This is a genomic window from Acidiphilium sp. C61, assembly GCF_905116885.1.
GTDB lineage: Bacteria > Pseudomonadota > Alphaproteobacteria > Acetobacterales > Acetobacteraceae > Acidiphilium.
In genome coordinates this window covers 2,656,347-2,678,139 of record NZ_CAJHNI010000005.1, presented here as the reverse complement: position 1 = coordinate 2,678,139, position 21,793 = coordinate 2,656,347, and the positions used below count along the sequence as shown (strand labels likewise).

Annotated in this window: 19 protein-coding genes; 7 read left to right on the top strand and 12 right to left on the bottom strand. The window is 70.7% G+C overall.

Annotation, left to right across the window (positions count from 1 at the left end; all coding sequences use genetic code 11):
• Positions 1-123 precede the first annotated feature (123 nt).
• Complete coding sequence (locus HUW10_RS15410) at positions 124-927, bottom strand: hypothetical protein (RefSeq protein WP_236656435.1); 804 nt, start codon at positions 925-927, stop codon at positions 124-126.
• A 176-nt stretch (positions 928-1,103) separates the two neighbouring features.
• Between HUW10_RS15410 and HUW10_RS15405 the strand changes: the two genes are divergently transcribed.
• The 3 genes from HUW10_RS15405 (at position 1,104) to HUW10_RS15395 (ending at position 3,840) form a co-directional block, all read left to right on the top strand.
• Entirely contained in the window at positions 1,104-1,937 is an 834-nt protein-coding gene (locus HUW10_RS15405; RefSeq protein WP_174504289.1) for a DUF6502 family protein, read from the top strand.
• Positions 1,924-3,177: a DUF5666 domain-containing protein gene (locus HUW10_RS15400; RefSeq protein ID WP_174504288.1), complete on the top strand. Its 1,254-nt coding sequence runs from the start codon at positions 1,924-1,926 to the stop codon at positions 3,175-3,177. Before HUW10_RS15405 ends, HUW10_RS15400 begins: the two co-directional genes overlap by 14 nt.
• Before the next feature lie 132 nt (positions 3,178-3,309).
• Positions 3,310-3,840: an Hsp20/alpha crystallin family protein gene (locus HUW10_RS15395; RefSeq protein ID WP_174504287.1), complete on the top strand. Its 531-nt coding sequence runs from the start codon at positions 3,310-3,312 to the stop codon at positions 3,838-3,840.
• A gap of 80 nt (positions 3,841-3,920) precedes the next feature.
• Here HUW10_RS15395 and HUW10_RS15390 read toward each other — a convergent pair whose 3' ends face one another.
• Entirely contained in the window at positions 3,921-4,814 is an 894-nt protein-coding gene (locus tag HUW10_RS15390; protein WP_174504286.1) for a M48 family metalloprotease, read from the bottom strand.
• A 224-nt stretch (positions 4,815-5,038) separates the two neighbouring features.
• Between HUW10_RS15390 and HUW10_RS15385 the strand changes: the two genes are divergently transcribed.
• A complete protein-coding gene (locus tag HUW10_RS15385; RefSeq protein ID WP_174504285.1) occupies positions 5,039-5,752 on the top strand; it encodes a ribonuclease activity regulator RraA in 714 nt (237 codons plus the stop codon).
• 115 nt (positions 5,753-5,867) lie between these two features.
• On the opposite strand, the gene panE is transcribed toward HUW10_RS15385, so the two are convergent.
• The 5 genes from panE to ptsP all read right to left on the bottom strand — a co-directional run bounded on the left by panE (position 5,868) and on the right by ptsP (position 12,555).
• Positions 5,868-6,782: a 2-dehydropantoate 2-reductase gene (gene panE, locus HUW10_RS15380; RefSeq protein WP_174504284.1), complete on the bottom strand. Its 915-nt coding sequence runs from the start codon at positions 6,780-6,782 to the stop codon at positions 5,868-5,870.
• Between the two features lie 115 nt (positions 6,783-6,897).
• Positions 6,898-7,335, bottom strand: coding sequence for a PaaI family thioesterase (locus tag HUW10_RS15375; RefSeq protein ID WP_174504283.1), 438 nt, complete (start codon positions 7,333-7,335; stop codon positions 6,898-6,900).
• A 68-nt stretch (positions 7,336-7,403) separates the two neighbouring features.
• Positions 7,404-9,098, bottom strand: a complete 1,695-nt coding sequence (locus HUW10_RS15370) for a PTS fructose transporter subunit IIC (protein ID WP_174504282.1) — start codon at positions 9,096-9,098, stop codon at positions 7,404-7,406.
• Positions 9,095-10,063, bottom strand: a complete 969-nt coding sequence (gene pfkB, locus HUW10_RS15365; RefSeq protein WP_174504281.1) for a 1-phosphofructokinase — start codon at positions 10,061-10,063, stop codon at positions 9,095-9,097. The genes HUW10_RS15370 and pfkB overlap by 4 nt, the downstream gene beginning before the upstream one ends.
• Positions 10,060-12,555 carry a phosphoenolpyruvate--protein phosphotransferase gene (gene ptsP / locus HUW10_RS15360; RefSeq protein ID WP_174504280.1) on the bottom strand — a complete coding sequence of 832 codons (2,496 nt, stop codon included), beginning with the start codon at positions 12,553-12,555 and terminating at the stop codon, positions 10,060-10,062. Before ptsP ends, pfkB begins: the two co-directional genes overlap by 4 nt.
• A gap of 239 nt (positions 12,556-12,794) precedes the next feature.
• Here ptsP and HUW10_RS15355 point away from each other — a divergent pair, with 239 nt between their 5' ends.
• Positions 12,795-13,802 carry a LacI family DNA-binding transcriptional regulator gene (locus HUW10_RS15355; protein ID WP_174504279.1) on the top strand — a complete coding sequence of 336 codons (1,008 nt, stop codon included), beginning with the start codon at positions 12,795-12,797 and terminating at the stop codon, positions 13,800-13,802.
• A gap of 3 nt (positions 13,803-13,805) precedes the next feature.
• On the opposite strand, the gene HUW10_RS15350 is transcribed toward HUW10_RS15355, so the two are convergent.
• The 3 genes from HUW10_RS15350 to HUW10_RS15340 form a co-directional block, all read right to left on the bottom strand.
• On the bottom strand, positions 13,806-16,097 hold the full coding sequence (locus HUW10_RS15350; RefSeq protein WP_174504278.1) for an adenosylcobalamin-dependent ribonucleoside-diphosphate reductase: 2,292 nt from the start codon (positions 16,095-16,097) through the stop codon (positions 13,806-13,808).
• Between the two features lie 147 nt (positions 16,098-16,244).
• A complete protein-coding gene (locus HUW10_RS15345) occupies positions 16,245-17,243 on the bottom strand; it encodes a CHAD domain-containing protein (protein ID WP_174504277.1) in 999 nt (332 codons plus the stop codon).
• Between the two features lie 63 nt (positions 17,244-17,306).
• A complete protein-coding gene (locus HUW10_RS15340) occupies positions 17,307-18,584 on the bottom strand; it encodes a DUF4010 domain-containing protein (protein WP_174504276.1) in 1,278 nt (425 codons plus the stop codon).
• Positions 18,585-18,717: 133 nt separating this feature from the next.
• On the opposite strand from HUW10_RS15340, the gene HUW10_RS15335 reads away from it, so the two are divergent.
• Positions 18,718-19,791 (top strand): tartrate dehydrogenase, encoded by a 1,074-nt coding sequence (locus HUW10_RS15335; protein WP_174504275.1) that lies wholly within the window; start codon positions 18,718-18,720, stop codon positions 19,789-19,791.
• Positions 19,792-19,871: 80 nt separating this feature from the next.
• Positions 19,872-20,867: a porphobilinogen synthase gene (gene hemB, locus HUW10_RS15330; RefSeq protein ID WP_174504274.1), complete on the top strand. Its 996-nt coding sequence runs from the start codon at positions 19,872-19,874 to the stop codon at positions 20,865-20,867.
• Between the two features lie 273 nt (positions 20,868-21,140).
• Here the strand turns inward: hemB and HUW10_RS15325 are convergent, their stop codons facing one another.
• Both HUW10_RS15325 and HUW10_RS15320 read right to left on the bottom strand, forming a co-directional pair.
• Positions 21,141-21,416, bottom strand: a complete 276-nt coding sequence (locus HUW10_RS15325; protein ID WP_007422238.1) for a DUF2312 domain-containing protein — start codon at positions 21,414-21,416, stop codon at positions 21,141-21,143.
• Positions 21,417-21,473: 57 nt separating this feature from the next.
• Positions 21,474-21,788: a DUF1244 domain-containing protein gene (locus tag HUW10_RS15320; protein WP_174504273.1), complete on the bottom strand. Its 315-nt coding sequence runs from the start codon at positions 21,786-21,788 to the stop codon at positions 21,474-21,476.
• Positions 21,789-21,793: the final 5 nt, after the last annotated feature.

Below are 21,793 nucleotides of genomic sequence, written 5' to 3'. Positions count from 1 at the left end.
TGGGAGAAAGTTCCACAGTCAAGCGAGAAAACGGCAGCAAACATGAACAAGCGGACAGGTCCGCGCCGCCGCGCGCCGCCGCGCGGATTCCCGTTTTTTCTGGTTAAACTATTGAAACAGCGCTCAGAAATGCGCCATGACGCCGAGTCCGGCGCCAAACGCGGCACTTTGCGACGTCAGCCCACGCGTAGCGTAAAGCTGCAATTCCCAACGGAAATTCATCCGCAGGTTATATGCCAGTATGGCGGAGGCCACCGCCGTCCGCCGTTTCTGGATCGGCGTGTGGCCAATCAGGATAACGCTGACGAACTGCCGGGGCGTCACCGCCACCGCCACCCCCGGCTCGAAGGTCACGACGTTCTGCAGATGCAGCCCCGGCAGGCGGCCGACCACGCGGTAGCCGAGCTGGAGGTAGGGGAACACCCGGTCGCCGATCCGCCAGATCGTCCGCACGCCGGCTTCCTCGTCGAACCGCCCGGTCCCGAGCCCCTTGCGATAGGAGGCGACCGGCAGCTTCACCTTCACATAGGGCTCGATGGCCGGCATCGGCCCGCGCGCGTGGTCGAGCCGGTATTCAGCCTTGACCCAGACATCGCCGAGCCCCTGGCGGGTGGCGCTGGACCCGTGGCCGGAAATGACCGCCTGCCCGGCCACGATCCCGGCCCCCGCCACGGCGATATAGGGCACTTCGACCCGCACCAGCAGCCGGTCGTGCCGATAGACGACCGACAAGGGCAGGTCATAGATGTGGATCGTGTGGTGGGTGCCGAACCGCCCGGTGAACAGCGAGGGTTCGAGCCCGATGGTGAACCCGTTGGGCGCCGCGGCGCGGGCGTGGCCCGGCAGGGCCATGGCAGCGAGCAGGGCGATCGCCGATCCCCCCCGACACCCTCCCGCCGCCGCGCGCAAGCTTCCCAAGACCGTCATCGCGCTCCCATAATGAACCGATCCAGTATCATAATGGAATATGTCATTCCAATGGCCGAGACTGCTGTCATCCGATTGCAAATTTTTGTACGTGTATTATGTGGGAGTTTATCACACATGGAACGCGGGGCGGATGGCGGCGAGCCACCCACGCCACGGTCGGCGGGCGAGCGGGAATGGAATCCGATATCGAGAACATGCTGGGCCGGTTGCTGCGCCCCCTCGTCGCCTACCTGATGCGGCGGGGCTGGGGCTATATCGCGTTCCGCGACCTGCTCAAGCGCGTCTATATCGATGAAGCCGTCCGCAACCACGAGGGCGGCACCAGCCCGACCGACAGCCAGATCAGCGCCGTCACCGGCATCAACCGCCGCGAAGTCAAGCGCCTGCGCGAGGCCGCCGCCACCGCGGCGCCGCCGCCGCCGCGCGACCCGATGGCCGGCGTCAACGCCGCGGCAAGGGTGATCGGGACCTGGGTCTCCGCCGCCGCCTTCCGCGATGCGACCGGCGCGCCGCGGCCGCTGACGGTGCGCGGCGAAGGCGACGATCCGGGGTTCGACGCCCTGCTCCGCGCCGCGAAGGTCGATGTGCGCGGCCGAACCATCATCGAGGAGCTCGAGCGCGCCGGCGTGATCGAGCGGCTGGCCGACGATCGCATAAGCCTGCTGCGCGCCGCCTTCACCCCCGGCGAGCCGCGCGACAAGCTGCTCTTCCTCGCCGCCAATGTCGGCGACCACATGCGCAGCGCCTTCCACAACCTCGCCGGCGACAGCCCGGTCTTCATCGAGCGGGCGCTGTTCCACAACGGCATCGGCGAAACCCGGCTGAACGCCGCCCGCCCCGTCCTGTCAGACATGGCAGACCGCCTTCTGCGCCAGTGCAACGAACACCTGCTCGAGGGCAATCTCGCCAGCACCGAGGCCGAGGGCGCGGGCGATGGCGAGGGCAAGCTGCGCCGGCTCCGCCTCGGGGTTTATTATTACGAGACTGATGCCGATGACCGTCCCTGAGCCGACCGCACCTCACCGCAAGCGCCGCCGCCGCGGCTTGCTGCTCGCACTCCTGCTCGGCATCCTGCCGGCAGCGGCTGGCGCGCAGGAGGCCGGCGGCATCGGCGGCACCGGGATCAGCCATGAAGCCGGCGGTATCGGTGGGACCGGCGTAAGCCGGGAAACCGGCGGCATCGGCGGCACCGGAATCACGCACGAACCCGGCGGCATCGGCGGCACCGGCATCGGCCGCGCAAGCGCGCCCATCGTCGGCTACGGCCCGATCCAGCGCTTCGGCAGCGTCTTCGTGAACAATCGGGAATACCGCATCACCGCCGGCACCCTGGTCACGATCGACGGTCAGCCGGCCACCGCCGCCGCCCTCCGGGTGGGCGACATGGCGATCGTCCACGGCGTCGCCGAGGGCGCGCATGGCGGCATCGCCCGCAGCATCGCCACCTGGCAGGCGATCATCGGTCCGGTCACCCACATCGCCGCCAACGGGCGGGAGATCACCGTGCTGCACCAGACCGTGCTGCTGCCCCGCCCGGTGCCGGGCGCAACACTGCATCCGGGGCAGACGGTCGGGATCTCCGCCCAGCGCCAGGCCGATGGCAACTGGGTCGCCTCCCGCGTCACCACCCTGCCCGGATCGCGCAGCTTCCGGCTCGAAACCACGCTCGGCGCGAGCCCGCCCGGGCAGGCGCGGCTCGGCGGCCTCGTCCTGCCGGCCAGGCCCGGCATGCTCGACGGGCTGCACCAGGGCGAGCGCGTCATCGCCACCGGCACCGTGATCGACGGGCATCCGGTGCTCGGCACAATCGTGCCGCGCCCGCTGCGGCTGGGCGCGCCGGGCACGCGGGTCGAGGCGGTGAATTTCTTCCGCTCCGCCGGCAACGGGCGCCTCGTCGCCGCCGACGGCATGCAGGCGAAGGCACCGGCCGGCGTGCACCGGTTCGATGGCCTCACCCGCGTCGAGGTGATCGGCGAGCTCTCCGAAGCCGGCGAGATCACGGCAACCGATGTGACCCCCGAACTCCCCGAACCGCCCGAAACCGGCCCGTCCGGCGGCAAGCCGGGGGAGATCGGCGAGCCCGCCCACGCCGCGCTGCCGGGACACCATCTCGAGCCGCCGGAAGTCGGCGAGGCGCCGGAGGCCGAGACGGTGGAGGACAGCGCGCCGGAAATCGAGGTCCCGAACCCGCAGACGCCGGAGCCGGACATCGACGCGCCCGAGATCGAGCCGCCCTCCGACCAGTAGCCGCGCGCCTGTCTGTCTGATTTCCCGAGTATCTCTGTCCGATCAGATGAATCCATCCGATCGGGCGATGCTCTAGATTTCCGGGAGTCGACACCGTCGGCTCAACCCTGTCACCCGGAAAGGATCGCAGCCATGTCGAGTACCCAGGTCGAACCCCGGCCCAAATCCGCCGAGCCGGAGCGCCGCCATGCCGGCATGCCGGATTTCTGGCGCCCCTTCGAATCCCTGCGCCGCGAGGTCAATCGCCTGTTCGAGGATTTCGACGGCATTCCGCCGCGCCGCGCCCGGCAGGCCGGCTTCCCGTTCGAGCCGTTCTGGTCGCGCGGGCCGGATTCCCCGGCCGTCGATGTCATCGAGCAGGACAAGGCGTTCGTCATCACCGCCGAGCTGCCGGGGCTCGCGCTCAAGGACGTCGAGATCAAGGCCACCGACGACACGCTGTCGATCTCCGGTGAAAAGCGCAGCGCGCAGGAAACCACGACCGCGGACTACCAGCTCAACGAACGCCGCTATGGTCGGTTCGAGCGGCGCTTCAGCCTGCCCGGCAGCGCCGATCCGGCGCGGATCGAGGCGCAGTTCGCCAACGGGGTGCTGACCATCACCCTGCCGAAACGGCCCGAGGCCATCCGCGCCGAGCGCAAGATCGAGATCAAGGCGGGCTGATCCGCAAGGGGCGCGCCACACCGGCGCGCCCAGCTCCGCATCGCCGCAATTCCCAATCCGTATCGGCGCGCGACAGAACACTATATCCGATCAGATGATTCCATCTGATCGGAAAATGCTCTGGCGTCGAACTGCGCCATGCGGCGCAGCCGGGCGATGCGCTCGCGCAGCGGCGGATGGGTTGCGAACAGCGCATCGAACGTGGTGCCGGCGAGCGGGTTGACGATGAAGAGCGAGGCCGTCGCCGGGTTGCGCTCGGCATCGTCATTGCCGACCCAGCGCGCCGCCTCCCCGATCCGCGACAGCGCCCGCGCCAGTGCCAGCGGCTGGCCAGTCAGCGCGGCCGCGCCGGCATCGGCGGCATATTCACGGGCGCGGGAAATGGCGAGTTGCACCAGCGTCGCCGAAAGCGGCGCGAGGATCAGCAGCAGCGCGCCGCCGATGCCGGCGAACGGGCTCGACCGGCGCTCGTCGCCGCCGCCGAAGATCAGCGCGAGATTGGACATCATGCCGATCGCCCCGGCCAGCGTCGCGGTGACCGTCATCGTCAGCGTGTCGCGATGGCGGATATGCGAGAGCTCGTGCGCGAGCACGCCGGCCAGCTCCGCCTCGTCCAGCGCGCCCAGCAGCCCGGTGGTGACGGCAACCGCCGCATGCGCCGGATCGCGCCCGGTGGCGAAGGCGTTCGGCTGGTCCGCCTCGATCACGAACACACGCGGCACCTTCAGCCCCGCCTTGCGCGCCAGCAGATCGACCAGCGCGACGAGGCGGGGAAACGCCGCCGGATCGGCCGGCCGCGCCCCATAGGCCGCCAGCACCGCCCGGTCCGCCACCCAATAGGTCACGAGATTTCCCGCCGCCGCGATCGCGAAGGCGATCGATGCACCCGTGCCGCCGCCCACACCATAGCCAACCGCCATGAACAGCGCGGTGAGCAACGCCATCAGCAAGCCGGTCCGGACCAGGTTCGCCATGACACGCCGCCTTTCATCAGCACCGGGAGCAGAGCCGGGAGCAATACCTGGAGCAGCGCCGGCATCATGTCTGATAGGCCACGGGCGGGCCGGCATCATTGAGGTGAATCAACCCCCGCGCATTGACCCCGCGCCAGCTTGTGTGATCTGCTCGCACATCGTCCTCATCACCCCGCCGGACCGGCGCATAGCAGCCCGGCCGCCTTGCCCCCGCGAGATGCGACATGCTCAAGCCGGACACACGCGCGCAACTCACCCGCGTCAGCACCGCCACCCTTGCCACCGCCCTGTTCCGGCGCGGCCTGCGCCAGCAGGTGATCCAGGGCGCGCTGCCGCTCAGCCCGCCGCGTCAGAGCATGGTCGGCGAGGCCTTCACCCTGCGCTACATCCCGGCGCGCGAGGATCTCAACCCGATCACCGTGTTCCGCAACCGCGACCACAAACAGCGCCAGGCGATCGAGACCTGCCCGCAAGGTGCGGTTCTGGTGATCGACAGCCGCAAGGACGCCCGCGCCGCCTCGGCCGGCGGCATTCTCGTCACCCGGCTGATGCAGCGCGGCGCAGCCGGCATCGTCACCGATGGCGGCTTCCGCGACAGCGCCGAGATCGCCGCTCTCGGCTTTCCCGCCTATCACACGAGGCCGAGCGCGCCGACCAACCTCACCCTCCACCAGGCGATCGCGATCGACGACCCGATCAGCTGCGGCGACGCGCCGGTCTTCCCCGGCGACGTGATCGTGGGCGATGCCGATGGCGTGATCGTGCTGCCCGCCCATCTGGCCGACGAACTCGCACGGGAAGCGACGGAGATGACGGCGTTCGAGGATTTCGTCACCGAGCGGGTGCGCGAAGGCGCCTCCATTCTCGGCCTCTACCCGGCGACCGACCCCGCAACCGAGACCGACTTCGCCGCCTGGCGCGCCCGCACCGGCCGCTAGGGCAGGTTCCGATCCATCCGGATCGGATGCCGTGCTCTATCTTGTTGATAATTAGAGAATCTTTATCCGATCAGATGATTCCATCTGATCGGATGAAACCGGGTACGCGCGCGCGTTACCCGGCGCGGCGGATCTCATAGGCGCGCAGATGCGCATCGGCGATGGCGAGCAGCTTGCAGGCCGCCGGATCGCCCCGCCGCAGCAGGTCGCCGATGATGTGCGCGCCCTCGATCCGCCCGCCCTGCTCGATGTCCCGCAGCATCGAGGCGGTCATCGTCGAGCCTCGGGTGGCGAGCCATTCCTTCAGCCGCGCCGATGCCGCCGGGCGCAGCTCGAAGCCGTGCCGCGCGGCAATGCCGGCGCATTCGGCCGCCAGCCCGAGCGCGATCTCGGCACCGCCAGCCTCGACGATCACCCCCACCGGCGCGCGCATCAGGCAGGTAATGCCCGCGAGCGCGGCGATGAACACCCATTTCTCCCACATGTCCTGCATGATCGCATCGCTCAGCCTTGTGACGAAGCCGGCCCTGCCGAACAGCTCGGCGATCGTCCGCGCCCGCGCATCCTGCCCGGAGGCGCGCGGGCCGAAGGTCAGCGTGTGCGCGTCGTTGAGATGCAGCACCCTCCCCTCGGCATCGAGGGCGGCGGAAATCACGCACTGCCCGCCCAGCACGATTGGCGCGCCGAACCGCGCATCCAGCACGTCGAGATGGCGCATGCCGTTGAGCAGCGGCAGGACCAGCGTATGCGGGCCGATGGCTGGCGCCATCGCCGCCACCGCATCGTCGAGATCATAGGCCTTGCAGCTCAGCAGCACGAGATCGAAGACCGGCTCGAGCCGGTCGGCCGTCACTACCGAGGGTGCGGGCAGATGGACATCGCCCTTCACGCTGCGGATGACGAGACCGCCCGCCGCCAGCGCCTGCGCCCGCGCCGGACGCACGAGGAACGTCACGTCGAGGCCGGCCTCGGCCAGCCTGCCGCCGAAATACCCACCGGTGCCGCCGGCACCGACCACCAGAATGCGCATGGAGTCTCTCCTTAGAACACGTTCCGATCCATCAGGATCGGATGCCGTGCTTCATTTTGTTGATAATAAGAGCATCTTTATTCGATCAGATGATTCCATCTGATCGGATGATGCTCTAGCGCTGCATGACGATGAGAGTCGAAGTCGCGGAAGCATAGAGCCGTCCGCTCGCATCCGTCAGCTTCGCTTCCGAGAAGCCGGCGCGCCGGCCGAGCGAGATCACCGTGCCCACCGCCCGCACCACCCCGGTCTCGGCCGTCATCGCCCGGTGATACGAAACCTTCAGCTCCAGCGTCGAATAGGCCTGCTCGGCGGTGAGCATCGTATGCACGGCGCAGCCGCAGGCGGAATCGAGCAGTGCTGCGGCGTAGCCCCCATGCACCGTGCCGAGCGGATTATAAACCTCGCGCCCCGGGCTGCCCTCGAACACCACCCGCCCCTCGGCGATCTCGACCAGGCGGAACCCCAGCGTCCGCCCCATCGCGAGCAGATCGGAATCCATCACGGCGCGAAGCTGGTCGATGCCGGGAAGCGGCGGCATGGTATCGGACATAGGGTATCCTGTCTGTCGTTGAGCGCCATGCCTAACCCGGCCTGCCGCAAGCGGCAATCCCGCGCATCTCATCCCTCCGGCGTGGCCAGCCGCGCCTTCACCAGCCCCAACATCAAAGCCGTCACCGCCGATCCGGCGAGGATGGCGACGACATAGAGCCCCAGATGCGTCACCGCGTTCGGGATCGGCAGCACGAACACCCCGCCATGCGGCACGCGCAGCTTCACATCCGCCACCATCGAGATCGCTCCGGCCACCGCCGATCCGGTCATGGTGCAGGGGATCACGCGGAACGGGTCCTCGGCGGCGTAGGGAATCGCCCCCTCGGTGATGAAGGACAGACCAAGCACCGCGGTCGGCAGGCCGGATTCGCGCTCGATCGTGGTGAAGCGGCTGGCGAACAGCCTGGTCGCCAGTGCCACGCCGAGCGGCGGCGTCATCCCCGCCGCCATCACCGCCGCCATCGGCGTATAGACCCGCGCCGACAGCAGGCCGACCGCGAAGGTGTAGGCCGCCTTGTTCACCGGCCCGCCCATGTCGAACGCCATCATCGCGCCGAGCAGCAGGCCGAGGGCAAGCGCGCCCGACCCCTGCATCGAACGCAGCACATGCGTCATCAGGTGCAGCAGCTCGGCGACCGGACGGCCGATCACATAGACCATCAACAGCCCGGTGAAGAGCGTGCCGAGGACCGGCAGCAGCAGCACCGGCTTCAACCCCTGCAAGCCGCGCGGCAGGCGCAGGGTCTCGTTCAGCCAGCGCGTCGCATAGCCGCCGATGAAGCCGGCGAGGATCGCGCCGAGAAATCCCGCCCCGGTGAGCGCGGCGAGCAATCCGCCGATCATCCCCGGTGCGAGCCCCGGCCGATCGGCGATGGAATAGGCGATGTAGCCGCCGAGCACCGGCACGAACAGGGTGAAGGCCGATTTCGCGCCGATCTCGAACAGCGCGCCGGCGAAGCTGCGCGCCGCCGCCGCGTCGGTCGCGTGGATGCCGCCAAGGGCGAAGGCCAGCGCGATCAGCAGCCCGCCGGCGGTAACGAACGGGATCATGAACGAAACGCCGGTCATCAGGTGCCGGTACGGCCCAGGCCGCGCCCGCGCAGCACCGGCGCGGGAGTCCGGCCGCACCGTGCCACCCTGGACCTCGGCCTCGTCGAGCGCGCGGGCGATCAGCGCCTTGCCATCGTTGATCGCGGCCTTGGTGCCGCTGTGGAACACGCGCTTGCCGGCGAACCGGGCGAGATCCACCTGCCGGTCGGCGGCGATCAGCACGAGATCCGCCGCCGCGATTTCCGCCCCGGTCAGCTTCGTTCCCGCACCAACCGATCCCTGCGTCTCGACGCGGATTTCGTCGCCCAGCGCCGCCGCCGCCCGCAACAACGCCTCGGCGGCCATGAAGGTATGGGCGATGCCGGTGGGGCAGGAGGTGACCGCGACGATCCGCCGCCCGCCGGCAGGAGGACTGTCCAGCGCGCGGCGCAGCACGGCGCCGGCATCCGCCAGCACCTCGTCCAGCGTCGCGCCGTACCGCCGCATCCCGGCGAAGCGGGGATCGCCCGACGCCTGCGGACCGATCTCGATCGCCAGCGAAGCCGCAGCGATCCGCGCGGCGGCGAGCGGATCGCGCACGCCATCGTCGCCGCCGATCTCGATCGCGATATCATGCCCCGCATCGAGCGCCGCGCGGCGCAGCGCCTCCGCCGCGAGCAGGCGCGAGACAGCACCCGGCCCGCCGGCAATCACCGCAACGATGACACTCATGCCGCCCCCACCCCCTCATGCTCGACGACAACCGCCCGCGCCAGCGCCTCGACCGCGTCGCGCCCGGGCAGGTTGGCCCCCGGCGCGCGCAGCTTGGCGGCGGCGAAGGCGGTGCCGAGCCGGGCGATCCGTTCCAGACCCGCCGCCGCATGCATCCCGGCGATGATGCCGGCGACCATCGCATCCCCGGCGCCGACCGTGCTGGCAACCCGCATCGGCGGCAGCGCCGCGCGCAGACAGCCGCGACCGGTGACGAACAGCGCCCCCTCGGCGCCGAGCGAGACCGCGACCAGCGCCACACCGCGCCCGACCAGCCCGCGCGCCGCATCCCGCAGCGAAGCCGCATCGGCAAGGCGCCGCCCGGCCAGCGCCTCCAGCTCGGCGCGGTTCGGCTTGATGCACCAGGGCGGCGCGGCGCCGGCCAGGGCGCGGGCGAGCGGCGGGCCGGAACTGTCGAGCAGCACCCGCGCGCCGCGCGCGGCGAGGGCGGTGGCGAGCTCGGCGTAAAACCCCGCATCCACCCCCGCCGGCAGGCTGCCAGCGAGCAGCACGACCGCGCCCGGCACCGCGAGGCGGAGCAGAAGCGCGCTCACCGCCCGCAGCGATGACGCCGTCACCTCCAGCCCCGGCAGGTTGATGTCGGTGGTCTCGCCCGCATGCGCGAGCTTGACATTGGTGCGGGTCTCGCCCGGCACGCGGATACATTCGTCGCGGATCGCCTTGGCCGCGAACAGCCGGACGAAGGGCGCTTCATTGGCGCGGCCGAGCAAACCCGCGGCGATCACCGGAATCCCGCCCCAATCGGCCAGGCAACTCGCGACATTGACCCCCTTGCCCCCGGCATGGAACACGACGCCGCGCGCCCGATGCACCGTGCCGGGGGCAAGGGCATCCAGCTCGATCGTCTCGTCGATCGCCGGGTTCAGCGTCAGCGTGATCACCGGAGCGGTGCGGGGGGCGATCATGCGCCCGCCTCCAGCGCCCGCACCTCGTCCGCCGTCGCGGCGGCGAGCGCGCGGGCGGCCAGCGCCCGCAGCGCCTCGACCCGCGCGCCGCACAGCCGCGCCTTCACCGCCGCGATATCCGGCGGCGCCATCGACAGCGCCGTCACCCCGAGCCCGGCGAGCAGGGCGGCGCCGGCCGGATCGCCGGCCATCCCGCCGCATACGCTGACCGGGCATCCACGCGTCGCCGCCCCCGTCACAACCTGCGCCACCAGCCGCAGCACGGCCGGATGCAGGCTGTCCGCCGCGGCGGCGAGGTCGGGGTTCTGCCGGTCGGTCGCAAGGGTGTACTGCGTCAGGTCGTTGGTGCCGATCGAGAGGAAATCGCACTGCGCGGCCAGACGATCCGCCATCACCGCCGCCGCCGGCACCTCGATCATGATGCCCACTGGCAGCACCGGCGCGCCAAGGGCCGCGCGCACCCGCTCGCAGGCGGCGCGCAGCCGGACGATCTCGTCGACCGAGGTCACCATCGGGAACATCACCGCCACATCCCCGCCCGCCATCGCCGCGCGATAGATCGCGCGCAGCTGCGGCTCCAGCAGGTCCGGCCGGCGCAGCAGCAGCCGTGCCCCGCGCACGCCGAGAAACGGATTCGCCTCGCGCTTCAGGCCGAGATGCGGCGCCTGCTTGTCGCCGCCGAGATCGAGCGCGCGGATCACCAGCCGCCGCCCGTCCACCGCCGCGATCATCGCGCGGTAGACCTCCAGCTGCGCGGCCTCGTCCGGCGGCGCAGCGGCGTCGAGAAACAGGAACTCGGTGCGCATCAGCCCGACGCCCTCGCCGCCCGCCGCGAGCGCCGCCGCCACGAGGCCGGGCCGGTCGACATTGGCGGCGATGCCGATGCGCTGGCCATCCTGCGTCACCGCCGGCGCAGCTGCTGCGCGGGCCGCCACCGCCTGCCGCACGCGGGACGAAGCGCGCCAGGCGATGGCCGCATCGAGCGCCGCCGCCGGCGGATCGGGGTAGAGGCATCCCGTTGCGCCATCGAGGATCGCCATCACGCCGGAGGGCAGGCCGAGCAGCGCGTCGCCGCCGCCGACCAGCGCCGGCAGGCCGAGCGTGCGGGCGAGAATGGCGGTGTGCGCGGCCGGCCCGCCCGCCGCCGTCGCCAGCCCGACCACGCGCGCGGGATCGAGCCCCGCCATCTCCGAGGGCGGGAGATCCGGTGCGACGAGAATCCACTCTCCCTCCGGCAGCGCCGCCAGCCCATCGACCGCAGACGCGGGGTCGAGACAGGCGAGCACCCGCCGGCCGGCATCGCGCAGATCGGCCGCGCGCCCGGCCAGCACCGGATCGTCCAGCGCCGCCAGCGAAGCCGCACGCTGGCCGACCGCCGCCTGCCACGCCGAGGCCGGTCCATGCCCCTCGACCATCCGTCGGCAGGCCGCGACGATCAGCTCGTCATCGTGCAGCAGCTCCGCCTGGGCGCGGAAGATCGCCGCCTCGCCGGCGCCGAGCCGGGTTGAAGCCGTTGTCGCGAGCGCGTGCAGCGCCGCGCGCGCCGCCGCCAGCGCCGCCTCCAGCCGTGCCGCGCCCTCGGCCAGCGGCAGCGTCTCGTCGGCAATCTCCACCGCGCTGCCCGCCATCACATGCAGCCTGCCAATCGCAAGGCCGGGGCTTGCCGCGATCCCGCCGATCACGGCGAGTGGTCCGGGCGGCGTCCAGCCCCGCGCGGATCGCGGGGCGGGCGCCTGCGCTGCCGGCGCGGCAAGCGAGGCAAGCCGCGCCCGCAGCCGGGCGAGGCCGGCGGCGTCATCCTCCCCCTCGGCGGAGATCACCACGCGGTCGCCGGCGCGCAGGCCGAGATGCAGCAAGGCGACGAGATTGCGCCCGTCCGCCACCTCGTCGCCATGCCGCACCCGAACCCTGAGGCCGCTCTGCCGCGCCGCCTCCGCCCAGGCGGCGGCCGGCCGCGCGTGCAGCCCGGCGGGATCGGTCACCACCATCTCGAACCGGTGCGCGAAATCCGCCGCCGCTTCATCGGATTGCGGCAGTTCGCGCGCCTCCTCGCCCGCCAGCGCCTCGACGATCTCCAGCACCTCCGCCGTCGCGGCAAGGGAAGCGAGCCTGTCCCGATCCTGCATCAGCGCGGCGAGGCGGCGCAGGATGGCGACATGCGCCTCCCCCCGCGCGGCGATGGCGACGATGAGCCGCGCCATCTGCCCCGCCCCCCAATCCACCCCGCCCGGCACCTGCAACACCGCAATGCCGTCGCGCCGGATCAGGTGCCGGTCATCGCCCATGCCATGCGGGATGGCGACGCCATGGCCGAGAAACGTGCCGGTCACAGCTTCCCGGTGCAGCATGCTCCGCGTATATTCCGGCGCGATGCAGCCCGCATCTTCGAGCAGGCGGGCGGCCGCGCCGATCGCCGCCTCCTTCGAGGCGGGTGCTGCGCCGAGCCCGACCAGCGCGGGGCCGAAAGCGACATCCTGCAAGGCGGGCGGCATTGGCGGTTTCCTCGTTTCCCCAGAGCGCTTTCCGATCAGATGGCTCCATCTGAACGGATGATGCCCTAGGCCAGAAGCGAAAACGTTTTCAGTTTTTCCTGTCAACAACATTCTCGTGTTTTGCGGAAAATTTGCAGCCAGCGCCCAGGTTTTCACTTGCCGCGCCGGCTTGTTTCATGCTGAGTCTCTGAGAACGATTTCGAGAGCCCGTTGCGGCAGGCAGGAAAGACACCGCCCCGATGGCCGTCAGTATCAAGGATGTGGCCCGCGCCGCCGGGGTATCGCCGGCGACGGTATCGCGCACGCTCGGCGGCGGCGCGGTCAGCGCCGCCCTGCGCGACAAGGTCGAGGACGCAGTGCGCCGCACCGGCTACCGGCCCAACCTGTCCGCCCGCCGCCTCCGCTCGCAGCACTCGCAGACGGTCGGGCTGATCGTCGCCGACATCTCGAACCCGTTCTTCACCGCCGTCGCCCGCGCCGTCGAGCATGCCGCCTACGCCGCCGGCCTGCGCGTTATTCTCTGCAATACCGATGAGAACCCGGAGAAGGAGGCGATGTATCTCCAGCTCATGGAGCAGGAGCGCGTCACCGGGGTGATCTTCGCGCCCACCCGCGCCTCGGTCGAGCGGCTCGATCGCGGCGGAAGGCCGCCTTACCCGATGGTGCTGATCGACCGCGCCGGCCGCGCCAGCGGGCAGGACGCTGTGGTGCTCGACAATTTCGCCGCCGGAAGCATGCTGGTCGAGCATCTTCTCGGCCAGGGCTACCGGCGCATCGCCGGGCTGTTCGGCAATGCCAGCACCACCGGGATCGAGCGGCGGGATGGCTACGAGGCGGCGATGCGCCGCGCCGGCCTCGCCCCCGCCGCGCATTTCGCCGCCCCCAGCATCGAGGCGGCGGAGCAGGAAATCGCCCGCTGGTTCGCGCGCGGCACCCTGCCGGAGGCGCTGATCGCCAGCAACGGGCTGCTGCTGATGGGCGCCGTCCGCGCCCTGCGCGCCGCCGGCAGGCGCATGCCGGAGGATCTCGCGGTCGCCGGGTTCGACAATGAAAGCTGGACCGACCTGATCGGCCCGGGCATCACCGTCATCGAGCAGCCGGTTGCCCAGATCGGCGCCGAGGCGATGCGCCTGCTGCTGGAGCGGCTCGCCGCGCCCGAGGCCCCGGTGCGCAAGATCGTGCTCGGCGGGCGCTGCGTCATCCGCGGCTCGACCGCGCCGCGCCCCGTCAACGAAGCGGCCGAATAAGCCTCAGCCGCATTTCGACCAGCCGCAATGCAGGCAGCTCAGGCAGCCCGCCTCGCGCACCAGCCCGGGCTGGCTGCATTTGGGGCAGAGCGCGCCGAGCGGGGCCGCTTCCGGCGTCGCCGCCACGCGCTTCTGGTCCGAAGGCGGCACCAGGAACCCGGTCTCGACCATGTGCCGCTCGATCACGTCGCCGATCGCCGCCACCAGCGAGGGCACGTAGCGCCCGCCGCTCCACTGTCCGCCGCGCGGGTCGAACACCTGCTTCAGCTCCTCGGCAACGAAAGCGACCTCGCCGCCCCGGCGGAACACCGCCGAGATCATCCGCGTCAGCGCCACCACCCAGGCGTAATGTTCGAGGTTCTTGGAGTTGACGAAGACCTCGAACGGCCGGCGCACCCCATCCTGCTCGATATCGTTGATCGTGACATACATCGCGTGCTCGCTGTCCGGCCAGCGCAGCTTGTAGGTGGCACCGATCAGCTTGTCGGCGCGGACCAGCAGCCCGGCAGCGGTGGTCGCGGGCGGGGCTGACTGCGGCGCCGGCTTCGCCTCCGCGGGCGGTGTGACCTCCAGCACCGAGCCGGTCACCGCGTTCGGCCGATAGGTGGTGCAACCCTTGCAGCCGCTGCGATAGGCGTCGAGATAGACCTCCTGGAACGCCTCGAAGCCGATATCCTCCGGCACGTTGACCGTCTTGGAGATCGCGCTGTCGACATGGCGTTGCACCGCCGCCTGCATCCGCACATGCTCGGCCGGGGTCAGCTCCTGCGCTGTGACGAAATGCGCCGGCAGGGCCGCGGTCTCGCCGAATTTCGCGCGGAACAGCCGCAGCGCATAGTCGGTCACCTCCTCCTCGCGCCGGCTGCCATCGCGTTGCAGCACCTTGCGCGTATAGGCCAGGGCGAACACCGGCTCGACCCCGCTCGACACATTGTCCGACAGCAGCGAGATCGTCCCCGTCGGTGCGACCGAGGTGAGCAGCGCGTTGCGGATGCCGCCGGCCGCGATGGCGGCGCGGACATCCTCGTCGAGCCCGGCGACGGTCTCGCCGGCGAGGTATTGTGCGGCGTCGTAGAGCGGGAACGCGCCCTTCTCGGCGGCGAGTGCGGCGGAAGCGAGATAGGCGGCGCGCTCGATCTGCCGCGCCCAGTCGCCGGCCCGCGCGGCGGCCTCCGGCGTGCCGTAGCGCAGGCCGCACATCATCAGCGCATCCGCCAGCCCGGTCATGCCGAGGCCGACGCGCCGCTTGGCCACCGCCTCCTCGCGCTGCGCCTCCAGCGGGAAGCCCGAGGCGTCGATCGTGTCATCCAGCATGCGGACGGCGACGGTGACCAGTTCGGCAAGCTCCGCCTCGTCGATCCGCGCGCCGGGGCCGAAGGGATCGCGCACCAGCCGGGCGAGGTTGATCGAGCCGAGCAGGCAGGCGCCATAGGGCGGCAGCGGCTGCTCGCCGCAGGGATTGGTCGCGTGGATCGTCTCGCAATAATGGAGGTTGTTGCGCTTGTTGATCCGGTCGATGAAGATTACCCCCGGCTCGGCGTAATCATAGGTCGCGCGGGTGATCGCCTCCCACAGCGCGCGCGCCTGCAGCGTGCGATAGACCTTGCCCTCGAAGACGAGATCCCACGCCGCATCCGCCTCGACCGCGCGCATGAAATCATCGGTGACCAGCACCGAGAGGTTGAAGTTCCGCAGCCGGCCCGGCTCGCGCTTGGCGGCAATGAAGGCCTCGACATCGGGGTGGTCGCAGCGCATCGTCGCCATCATCGCGCCGCGTCGCGCCCCGGCGGACATGATGGTGCGGCACATCGAATCCCACACATCCATGAACGAGAGCGGACCCGACGCATCCGCCCCCACGCCGCGCACCGCCGCCCCCTTCGGCCGGAGCGAGGAGAAATCATAGCCGATGCCGCCGCCCTGCTGCATGGTCAGCGCCGCCTCGCGCAGATGGGCGAAGATCCGGCCGAGATCGTCCTCGATGTCGCCCATCACGAAACAGTTGAACAGCGTCACCCGCCGCGCCGTGCCGGCGCCGGAAATGATCCGCCCGGCGGGGACGAAGCGGAAATCGCGCAGCGCCTCGTAGAACGGCGCCTCCCAGCGCGCGGGCTCGCGCTCGGTCGCGGCCAGGGCGCGGGCGACGCGCCGCCAGGTGTCCTCGACCGTAAGGTCGACCGGCGCGCCGGTCTCGTCCTTGAGGCGGTATTTCGCGTCCCAGATCTGCGCCGAGATCGACACCATCGTCTCGATCACGGAGGCGTGGGACGCGGGAAAATCTGCTGGCATATCCATATCGAAGTCTCCGATCAGGCGTTCGGGGGCGCAAGCCGCGCCGACTCGGGCAAAAAGCGAGTATACCAGCGTGGCCCCCCGCACCGCCACCGCGACACGTGCCTGGGCACGTTCCGACCAGATGGCTCCATCTGATCGGATGATCCTCTACGACCAGGGGCGGGGCGCTGCGCGGAACGCCTTCCAGGCCGGTTCCAGGCGCCGCCGCGCCTTGCGCGCCCGCCGCTTCGCCCAGCGCCGCACCGGGGCCGCCCCCTGCCCGGATGCATCTTCGGTCCCGAGCGCATCGCGGGAGGCGAGCGCATCCGCCAACCCGCGCGCAACCCCGGCATCGTTGAACCGGCCGAGCTGGTCCAGCGCTGCCCCGGCGGTGGTGCGGAACGCGCCGAGTGCTAGGCCGGGTGCGACACCCTCCAGCGCCTCGGCGGCATAGTTCGCCCGCTTCAGTGCCCGGCGCAGCGCGTGCAGCTCCTTCGCCGAGAGCCGATCGATGCCCCGGCCGCGCCGGCGGGCAAGCCGGTCCAGCCGGCGCAGCAGGACGGGGCCGATCGTCGCGATCGGGCGGAACCGCACCGCCGGGTCGAGCACCGTGGGTCCGGCGGCCCAGCTTGCGATATCGCCGGCGAGATCGGCGCATTCCGCCGCCGCCCCGCTCGCCGCGAGTGCGGCGCGCGCCTCCTGCCGCGCCGCATCCGACGCCGCCAGCAGCGCCGCCACTGCCGCCGCATCCCCCCCCTCCATCGCCGCCGGGAAGGATCTCAGGCAGGCCACATCCCAGTCCCGCACCAGGCCATAGGCGCGGCCAAGCTCGCGCAGCGCGACATCGTAGCGTCGCCGCTCAACCTTATCGAGGCAGGGGGCGAACAGGGCCAGCACGCTGCGCAGCCGGCGGATCGCGACCCGGCGGCGATGCACCGAATCGGCATCGCTGGCAGCCTCGCGGCCAAGCTCGGCGCAGCCCGCGGCGACGATCCGCCGCCAGGCCGTGCGCGCGCGCAAAAGCGGCCGGCGCGCCGCCGCCCCGGCTTTGGCTTTGGCTTTGGCTTTGGCTTTGGCTTTGGCTTCGGCTTCGGCTTCGGCTTCGGCACCAGCTTCGACTTCGGCTTCGGCTCTGGCAGCGGGCCGGGCCACGCTCTCAGCCACCATCACACCCCTCCGCGATCCCGGTCGGACCGCCCTCCCAACCCTGCGCCCGCGCGGCGCGCGGGGTCAATGCACCAGAATTGCCGCGCCGAGGCTCGCCGCCGCCATCAGCGCCATGAACACGACCAGCGGCGCGCCAGTCGCACCCCGCGAATAGACGCTGGCATAGATCGCGTGGAAGATATGGTTCGAGCCGGTGGCGATCAGCACAGCGGCCATCTCCACCGGGTCCGGCGCGGCGCCTGCGCCATGCGTCGCGAGGCTGATGATGAAGGGGTTGATATCGGTCACGCCGACGATGCCGGCCAGGGTGTAAAGCCCGGAACTGCCATAGATCCGCATCGTCACCGAGGCGAGGATCGAGACGATGACGAACAGCACCCCGAACGTCGCCGCGGTGCCGAGGCCGAGCGGGTTGGAGACATTGGCGATCGGCGGGACGGCCGTCTTGCGGTCGCGCAGCCGGTACCAGCCGAGCGCGATCAGCCCGCCAAAGGCGCCGACCGCGAGCATCCACGGCGCCAGCGCCAGCGCCATGTCCGGGTTGAACAGCAGGATCACCGCGAGCAGCCGCGGATACATCACCGCGTTCGCCACCACGATGCCGCTCTGCGCCTCGACCACCGCCCCCGCCTCGGCGCCGGCGCGGCGGGCGAGCACCACGGTGGTCACGGTCGAGGAATAGATGCCGCCGAGAAAGGCGACCAGCAGCCCCGAGCCGCGCGGCACCACGTAGCGGCGCAGCAGGTAGCTCGCATATGAGATCGACGAGACCGCGACCATCGCCAGCCACGCCTCGTGCGGGGTGACGCGGGTGATCGTCGTCACCGGCCGGTCCGGCAGCAGCGGCAGCACGAGGCCGGTGATCAGCAAGAACCGCCCGGCATTGACGATCTCGGCGAGGTCGATCCCGCGCGCGAGGCCGTGCAGCGTCTCGCGCGCCGTCAGCAGCAGCGTCGCCGCGACGGTGAGCCCCACCGCCATCCAGAACGGCCCGGCCAGCGCCAGCGGGCCGATCAGGAAGGCGACCAGGTTGGACAGCGGCGCCATCAGCCCGACATTGCGCGACCCGTCCGGCGCAAGCTCCTCCATCCCGCGCCAGTAATAGAGGCCGAGCCAGAGACCGAGCACGGCGAGCCCGGTGCCGAGCAGCAGCGGCGGCGCGGGATCGAGCGCGTAGAGCACGCCGCCGGCAAGGGCGAGCAGCGGGAAGCTGCGCACCCCGCCGGGCCTGCGGCTGCCGGCGCGGGCGTTGAAATCCTCGTAGGCGAGGCCGAAGAAGAAGCCGAGCCCGACGATGATGAGCCAGGCGGCGAAGCCGGTATGGGTCAGCGTCGTCACCATTGCCTGCCGCGTCCTCCGGTGAAGCCGGTTTTGCCCCGGCGCGAGTCATGGTACCGGGATCGACGATGCGCCGCGCCCGCCCGTCGGGCAAGATGGCGCTGGATGCCCCGATCGCAGCACAGGAGCCCGCGCCATGAAGACCCACCGGATCGCCGCCATCCCCGGCGATGGCATCGGCCCCGAGGTGATCGGCGCCGGGCTCGACGTGCTCGCCGCCCTCGCCCGCCGCGATGGCGGCTTCGCGCTCGACGTCACCAGCTTCGATTACGGCTCGGCGCATTACCGCCGCCACGGCGTGATGATGCCGGATGGCGCGCTGGAGCGGCTGAAAACGTTCGACGCGCTTTATTTCGGCGCCGTCGGCGCGCCGGACATCCCCGACCATGTCACCCTCTGGGGCCTGCGCCTCGCGATCTGCCAGGGGTTCGACCAATATGCCAATGTCCGCCCGACCCGGGTGCTGCGCGGCCTCGCCTCGCCGCTGCGCCACTGCGCCCCGGCGGATCTCGACTGGGTGATCGTGCGCGAGAACAGCGAGGGCGAATATGCCGGCCAGGGCGGCCGCTCGCATCGCGGCCACGCCGAGGAGGTCGCGACCGAGGTCGCGATCTTCACCCGCGCCGGGGTCGCGCGGATCATGCGCTTCGCCTTCGCCCTCGCCGCATCGCGCCCGCGCCGGCACCTCACCGTCGTCACCAAGTCGAACGCGCAGCGCCACGGCATGGTGCTGTGGGACGAGGTCGCCGCCGCCACCGCGCGCGACTTCCCCACGGTGACGTGGGACCGGATGCTGGTCGATGCGATGACGGTGCGCATGGTCCACGATCCGGCGAGCATCGACACGGTGGTCGCGACCAACCTGCACGCTGACATCCTCTCCGACCTCGCCGCCGCTCTCGCCGGCTCGATCGGCATCGCGCCGACGGCGAACCTCAACCCGGAGCGGACCTACCCCTCGATGTTCGAGCCGATCCACGGCTCCGCCTTCGACATCACCGGCAAGGGCATCGCCAATCCGGTCGGCGCGTTCTGGACGGCGGCGCAGATGCTGGAGCATCTCGGCGAGGCGGATGCGGCGCGGCGTCTGATGGCGGCGGTGGAGCGGGTGACCGAGGCCGGCATCCGCACCCGCGATCTCGGCGGCACCGCCACCACGGCCGCAGTGACGGCGGCGGTCATCGCCGCGATCGAGGGCGGCAACGCATAGGCGGCGCGCGGCGGGCACCTCTTGCGTCGGCCCCGCCCATGCGCAATTCGTTAATCATGTAACGCGCACGAGGAGCAGCGATGATCACCGGCAGCTTTCCGACCACCCGCCTGCGCCGCAACCGCCGCGATGGCTGGACGCGGCGCATGGTCGCCGAGACCACGCTGTCGGTCGACAACCTGATCTGGCCGATTTTCGTCCGCGCCGGCGATGGCGAGCCGACCCCGGTGGCGACCATGCCGGGCGTCGTGCGGGTGGGGCTCGACCGCCTCGCCGCCCATGTCGAGCCGGCAGCAAGGCTCGGCATTCCGGCCATCGCCCTGTTTCCCGCGACCCCGCCGGAACTCAAGAACCCCGAGGGCACCGAGGCGCTGAACCCGGACAACCTGATGTGCCAGGCCGCCCGGCTGCTCAAGCGCGAATTCCCCGAACTCGGCCTGATCGGCGATGTGGCGCTCGATCCCTATACCGATCACGGGCATGACGGCGTGCTGCGCGAGGGCTATGTCGCCAATGACGAATCGGTCGAGATCCTCGAACGCCAGGCGGTGAACCAGGCGCTCGCCGGGATCGACGTGATCGCGCCGTCGGACATGATGGACGGGCGGATCGGCAGCATCCGCGCCGCCCTCGATTCCGAGGGGCTGATCGACACACGGATCATGAGCTACGCCGCCAAATACGCCTCCGCCTTCTACGGCCCGTTCCGCGAGGCGCTCGGCTCCAACGCGGCGCTGAAGGGCGACAAGAAGACCTACCAGATGAACCCCGCCAATACCGACGAGGCGCTGCGCGAGGTGGCGATGGACATCGACGAAGGCGCCGACATGGTGATGGTCAAGCCGGGCATGCCCTATCTCGACATCATCCGCCGCGTCCACGAGCGCTTCGCGGTGCCGACTTTCGCCTATCAGGTGAGCGGCGAATACGCGATGCTCGCCACCGCGATGGAGCACGGGCTGCTCGACCGCGAACGCGGCATTCTCGAAACCCTGATGGGCTTCCGCCGCGCCGGCGCCGCCGGGGTGCTGACCTATTTCGCCGTCGAGGCCGCGACCCTGCTGCGCCGGGGCTGAGCGGGCGGCTACACGCCGCCCAGGTCTTCAACTAGCCGGGCGGCTGAACGCCGCGCAGGTCTTCAACTAGCCGGGCGGCTGAACGCCGCGCAGGTCTTCAACTAGCCGGGCGGCTGAACGCCGCGCAGGTCTTCAACTAGCCGGGCGGCTGAACGCCGCGCAGGTCTTCAACTAGCCGGGCGGCTGAACGCCGCGCAGGTCTTCAACTAGCCGGGCGGCTGAACGCCGCGCAGGTCTTCAACTAGCCGGGCGGCTGAACGCCGCCCGGGTCACTCACATGCCGAGCGCGCGGCGATAGACGTCGATCAGCATTTCCTGCTCCTCGACCTCGGCCGGCTCCTGCTTGCGCAGCCGGATCAGCTGGCGCAGCACCTTGACGTCGAACCCCGCCGATTTCGCCTCGGCATAGATGTCCTTGATGTCCGAGCCGAGCGCTTTGCGCTCCTCCTCGAGCCGCTCGATGCGCTCGACGATGCTGCGCAGCCGGTCGGCCGCGATGTTGCCGTGGCTCGCATTGTCTTCCTGGGTTTCTGCCGCATCGAACGCCATCTGTCTTCCTCCGTCGGGTCGGTCGGACGCGCGGGATAGAGCGCGCGCCCGCGCCGGTCAATGGTCCTGCCGGCTCGAAGCGGCGAAGGCCGCCTTCTGCGCGTCGCTGGCCGGGGTCTGGTGGCGCGCCTGCCACTCCTTGTAAGGCATGCCGTACACGATTTCGCGCGCATCCGGATCGCTCAGCTCCAGCCCGCGCGCCTCCGCCGCCTCGCGATACCAGCGCGAGAGACAGTTCCGGCAGAAGCCGGCGAGGTTCATCATGTCGATATTCTGCACATCCGTCCGCTCGCGCAGATGCGCGACCAGCCGGCGGAAGGCCGCGGCTTCCAGCTCGGTGCGGGTGGCGTCGTCGAATCGGTCGTCGTTCATGGAAA

Coding starts and splice junctions, on each gene's coding strand:
- HUW10_RS15395 (WP_174504287.1), top strand. CDS start 3,310: ATGTCGAGTACCCAGGTCGAACCCCGGCCCAAATCCGCCGAGCCGGAG.
- HUW10_RS15385 (WP_174504285.1), top strand. CDS start 5,039: ATGCTCAAGCCGGACACACGCGCGCAACTCACCCGCGTCAGCACCGCC.
- HUW10_RS15335 (WP_174504275.1), top strand. CDS start 18,718: ATGAAGACCCACCGGATCGCCGCCATCCCCGGCGATGGCATCGGCCCC.
- HUW10_RS15355 (WP_174504279.1), top strand. CDS start 12,795: ATGGCCGTCAGTATCAAGGATGTGGCCCGCGCCGCCGGGGTATCGCCG.
- HUW10_RS15340 (WP_174504276.1), bottom strand. CDS start 18,584: ATGGTGACGACGCTGACCCATACCGGCTTCGCCGCCTGGCTCATCATC.
- HUW10_RS15325 (WP_007422238.1), bottom strand. CDS start 21,416: ATGGCGTTCGATGCGGCAGAAACCCAGGAAGACAATGCGAGCCACGGC.
- HUW10_RS15410 (WP_236656435.1), bottom strand. CDS start 927: ATGACGGTCTTGGGAAGCTTGCGCGCGGCGGCGGGAGGGTGTCGGGGG.
- HUW10_RS15375 (WP_174504283.1), bottom strand. CDS start 7,335: ATGTCCGATACCATGCCGCCGCTTCCCGGCATCGACCAGCTTCGCGCC.
- HUW10_RS15400 (WP_174504288.1), top strand. CDS start 1,924: ATGACCGTCCCTGAGCCGACCGCACCTCACCGCAAGCGCCGCCGCCGC.
- HUW10_RS15370 (WP_174504282.1), bottom strand. CDS start 9,098: ATGAGTGTCATCGTTGCGGTGATTGCCGGCGGGCCGGGTGCTGTCTCG.
- HUW10_RS15390 (WP_174504286.1), bottom strand. CDS start 4,814: ATGGCGAACCTGGTCCGGACCGGCTTGCTGATGGCGTTGCTCACCGCG.
- hemB (WP_174504274.1), top strand. CDS start 19,872: ATGATCACCGGCAGCTTTCCGACCACCCGCCTGCGCCGCAACCGCCGC.
- panE (WP_174504284.1), bottom strand. CDS start 6,782: ATGCGCATTCTGGTGGTCGGTGCCGGCGGCACCGGTGGGTATTTCGGC.
- ptsP (WP_174504280.1), bottom strand. CDS start 12,555: ATGCCGCCCGCCTTGCAGGATGTCGCTTTCGGCCCCGCGCTGGTCGGG.
- pfkB (WP_174504281.1), bottom strand. CDS start 10,063: ATGATCGCCCCCCGCACCGCTCCGGTGATCACGCTGACGCTGAACCCG.
- HUW10_RS15345 (WP_174504277.1), bottom strand. CDS start 17,243: ATGGTGGCTGAGAGCGTGGCCCGGCCCGCTGCCAGAGCCGAAGCCGAA.
- HUW10_RS15320 (WP_174504273.1), bottom strand. CDS start 21,788: ATGAACGACGACCGATTCGACGACGCCACCCGCACCGAGCTGGAAGCC.
- HUW10_RS15405 (WP_174504289.1), top strand. CDS start 1,104: ATGGAATCCGATATCGAGAACATGCTGGGCCGGTTGCTGCGCCCCCTC.
- HUW10_RS15350 (WP_174504278.1), bottom strand. CDS start 16,097: ATGGATATGCCAGCAGATTTTCCCGCGTCCCACGCCTCCGTGATCGAG.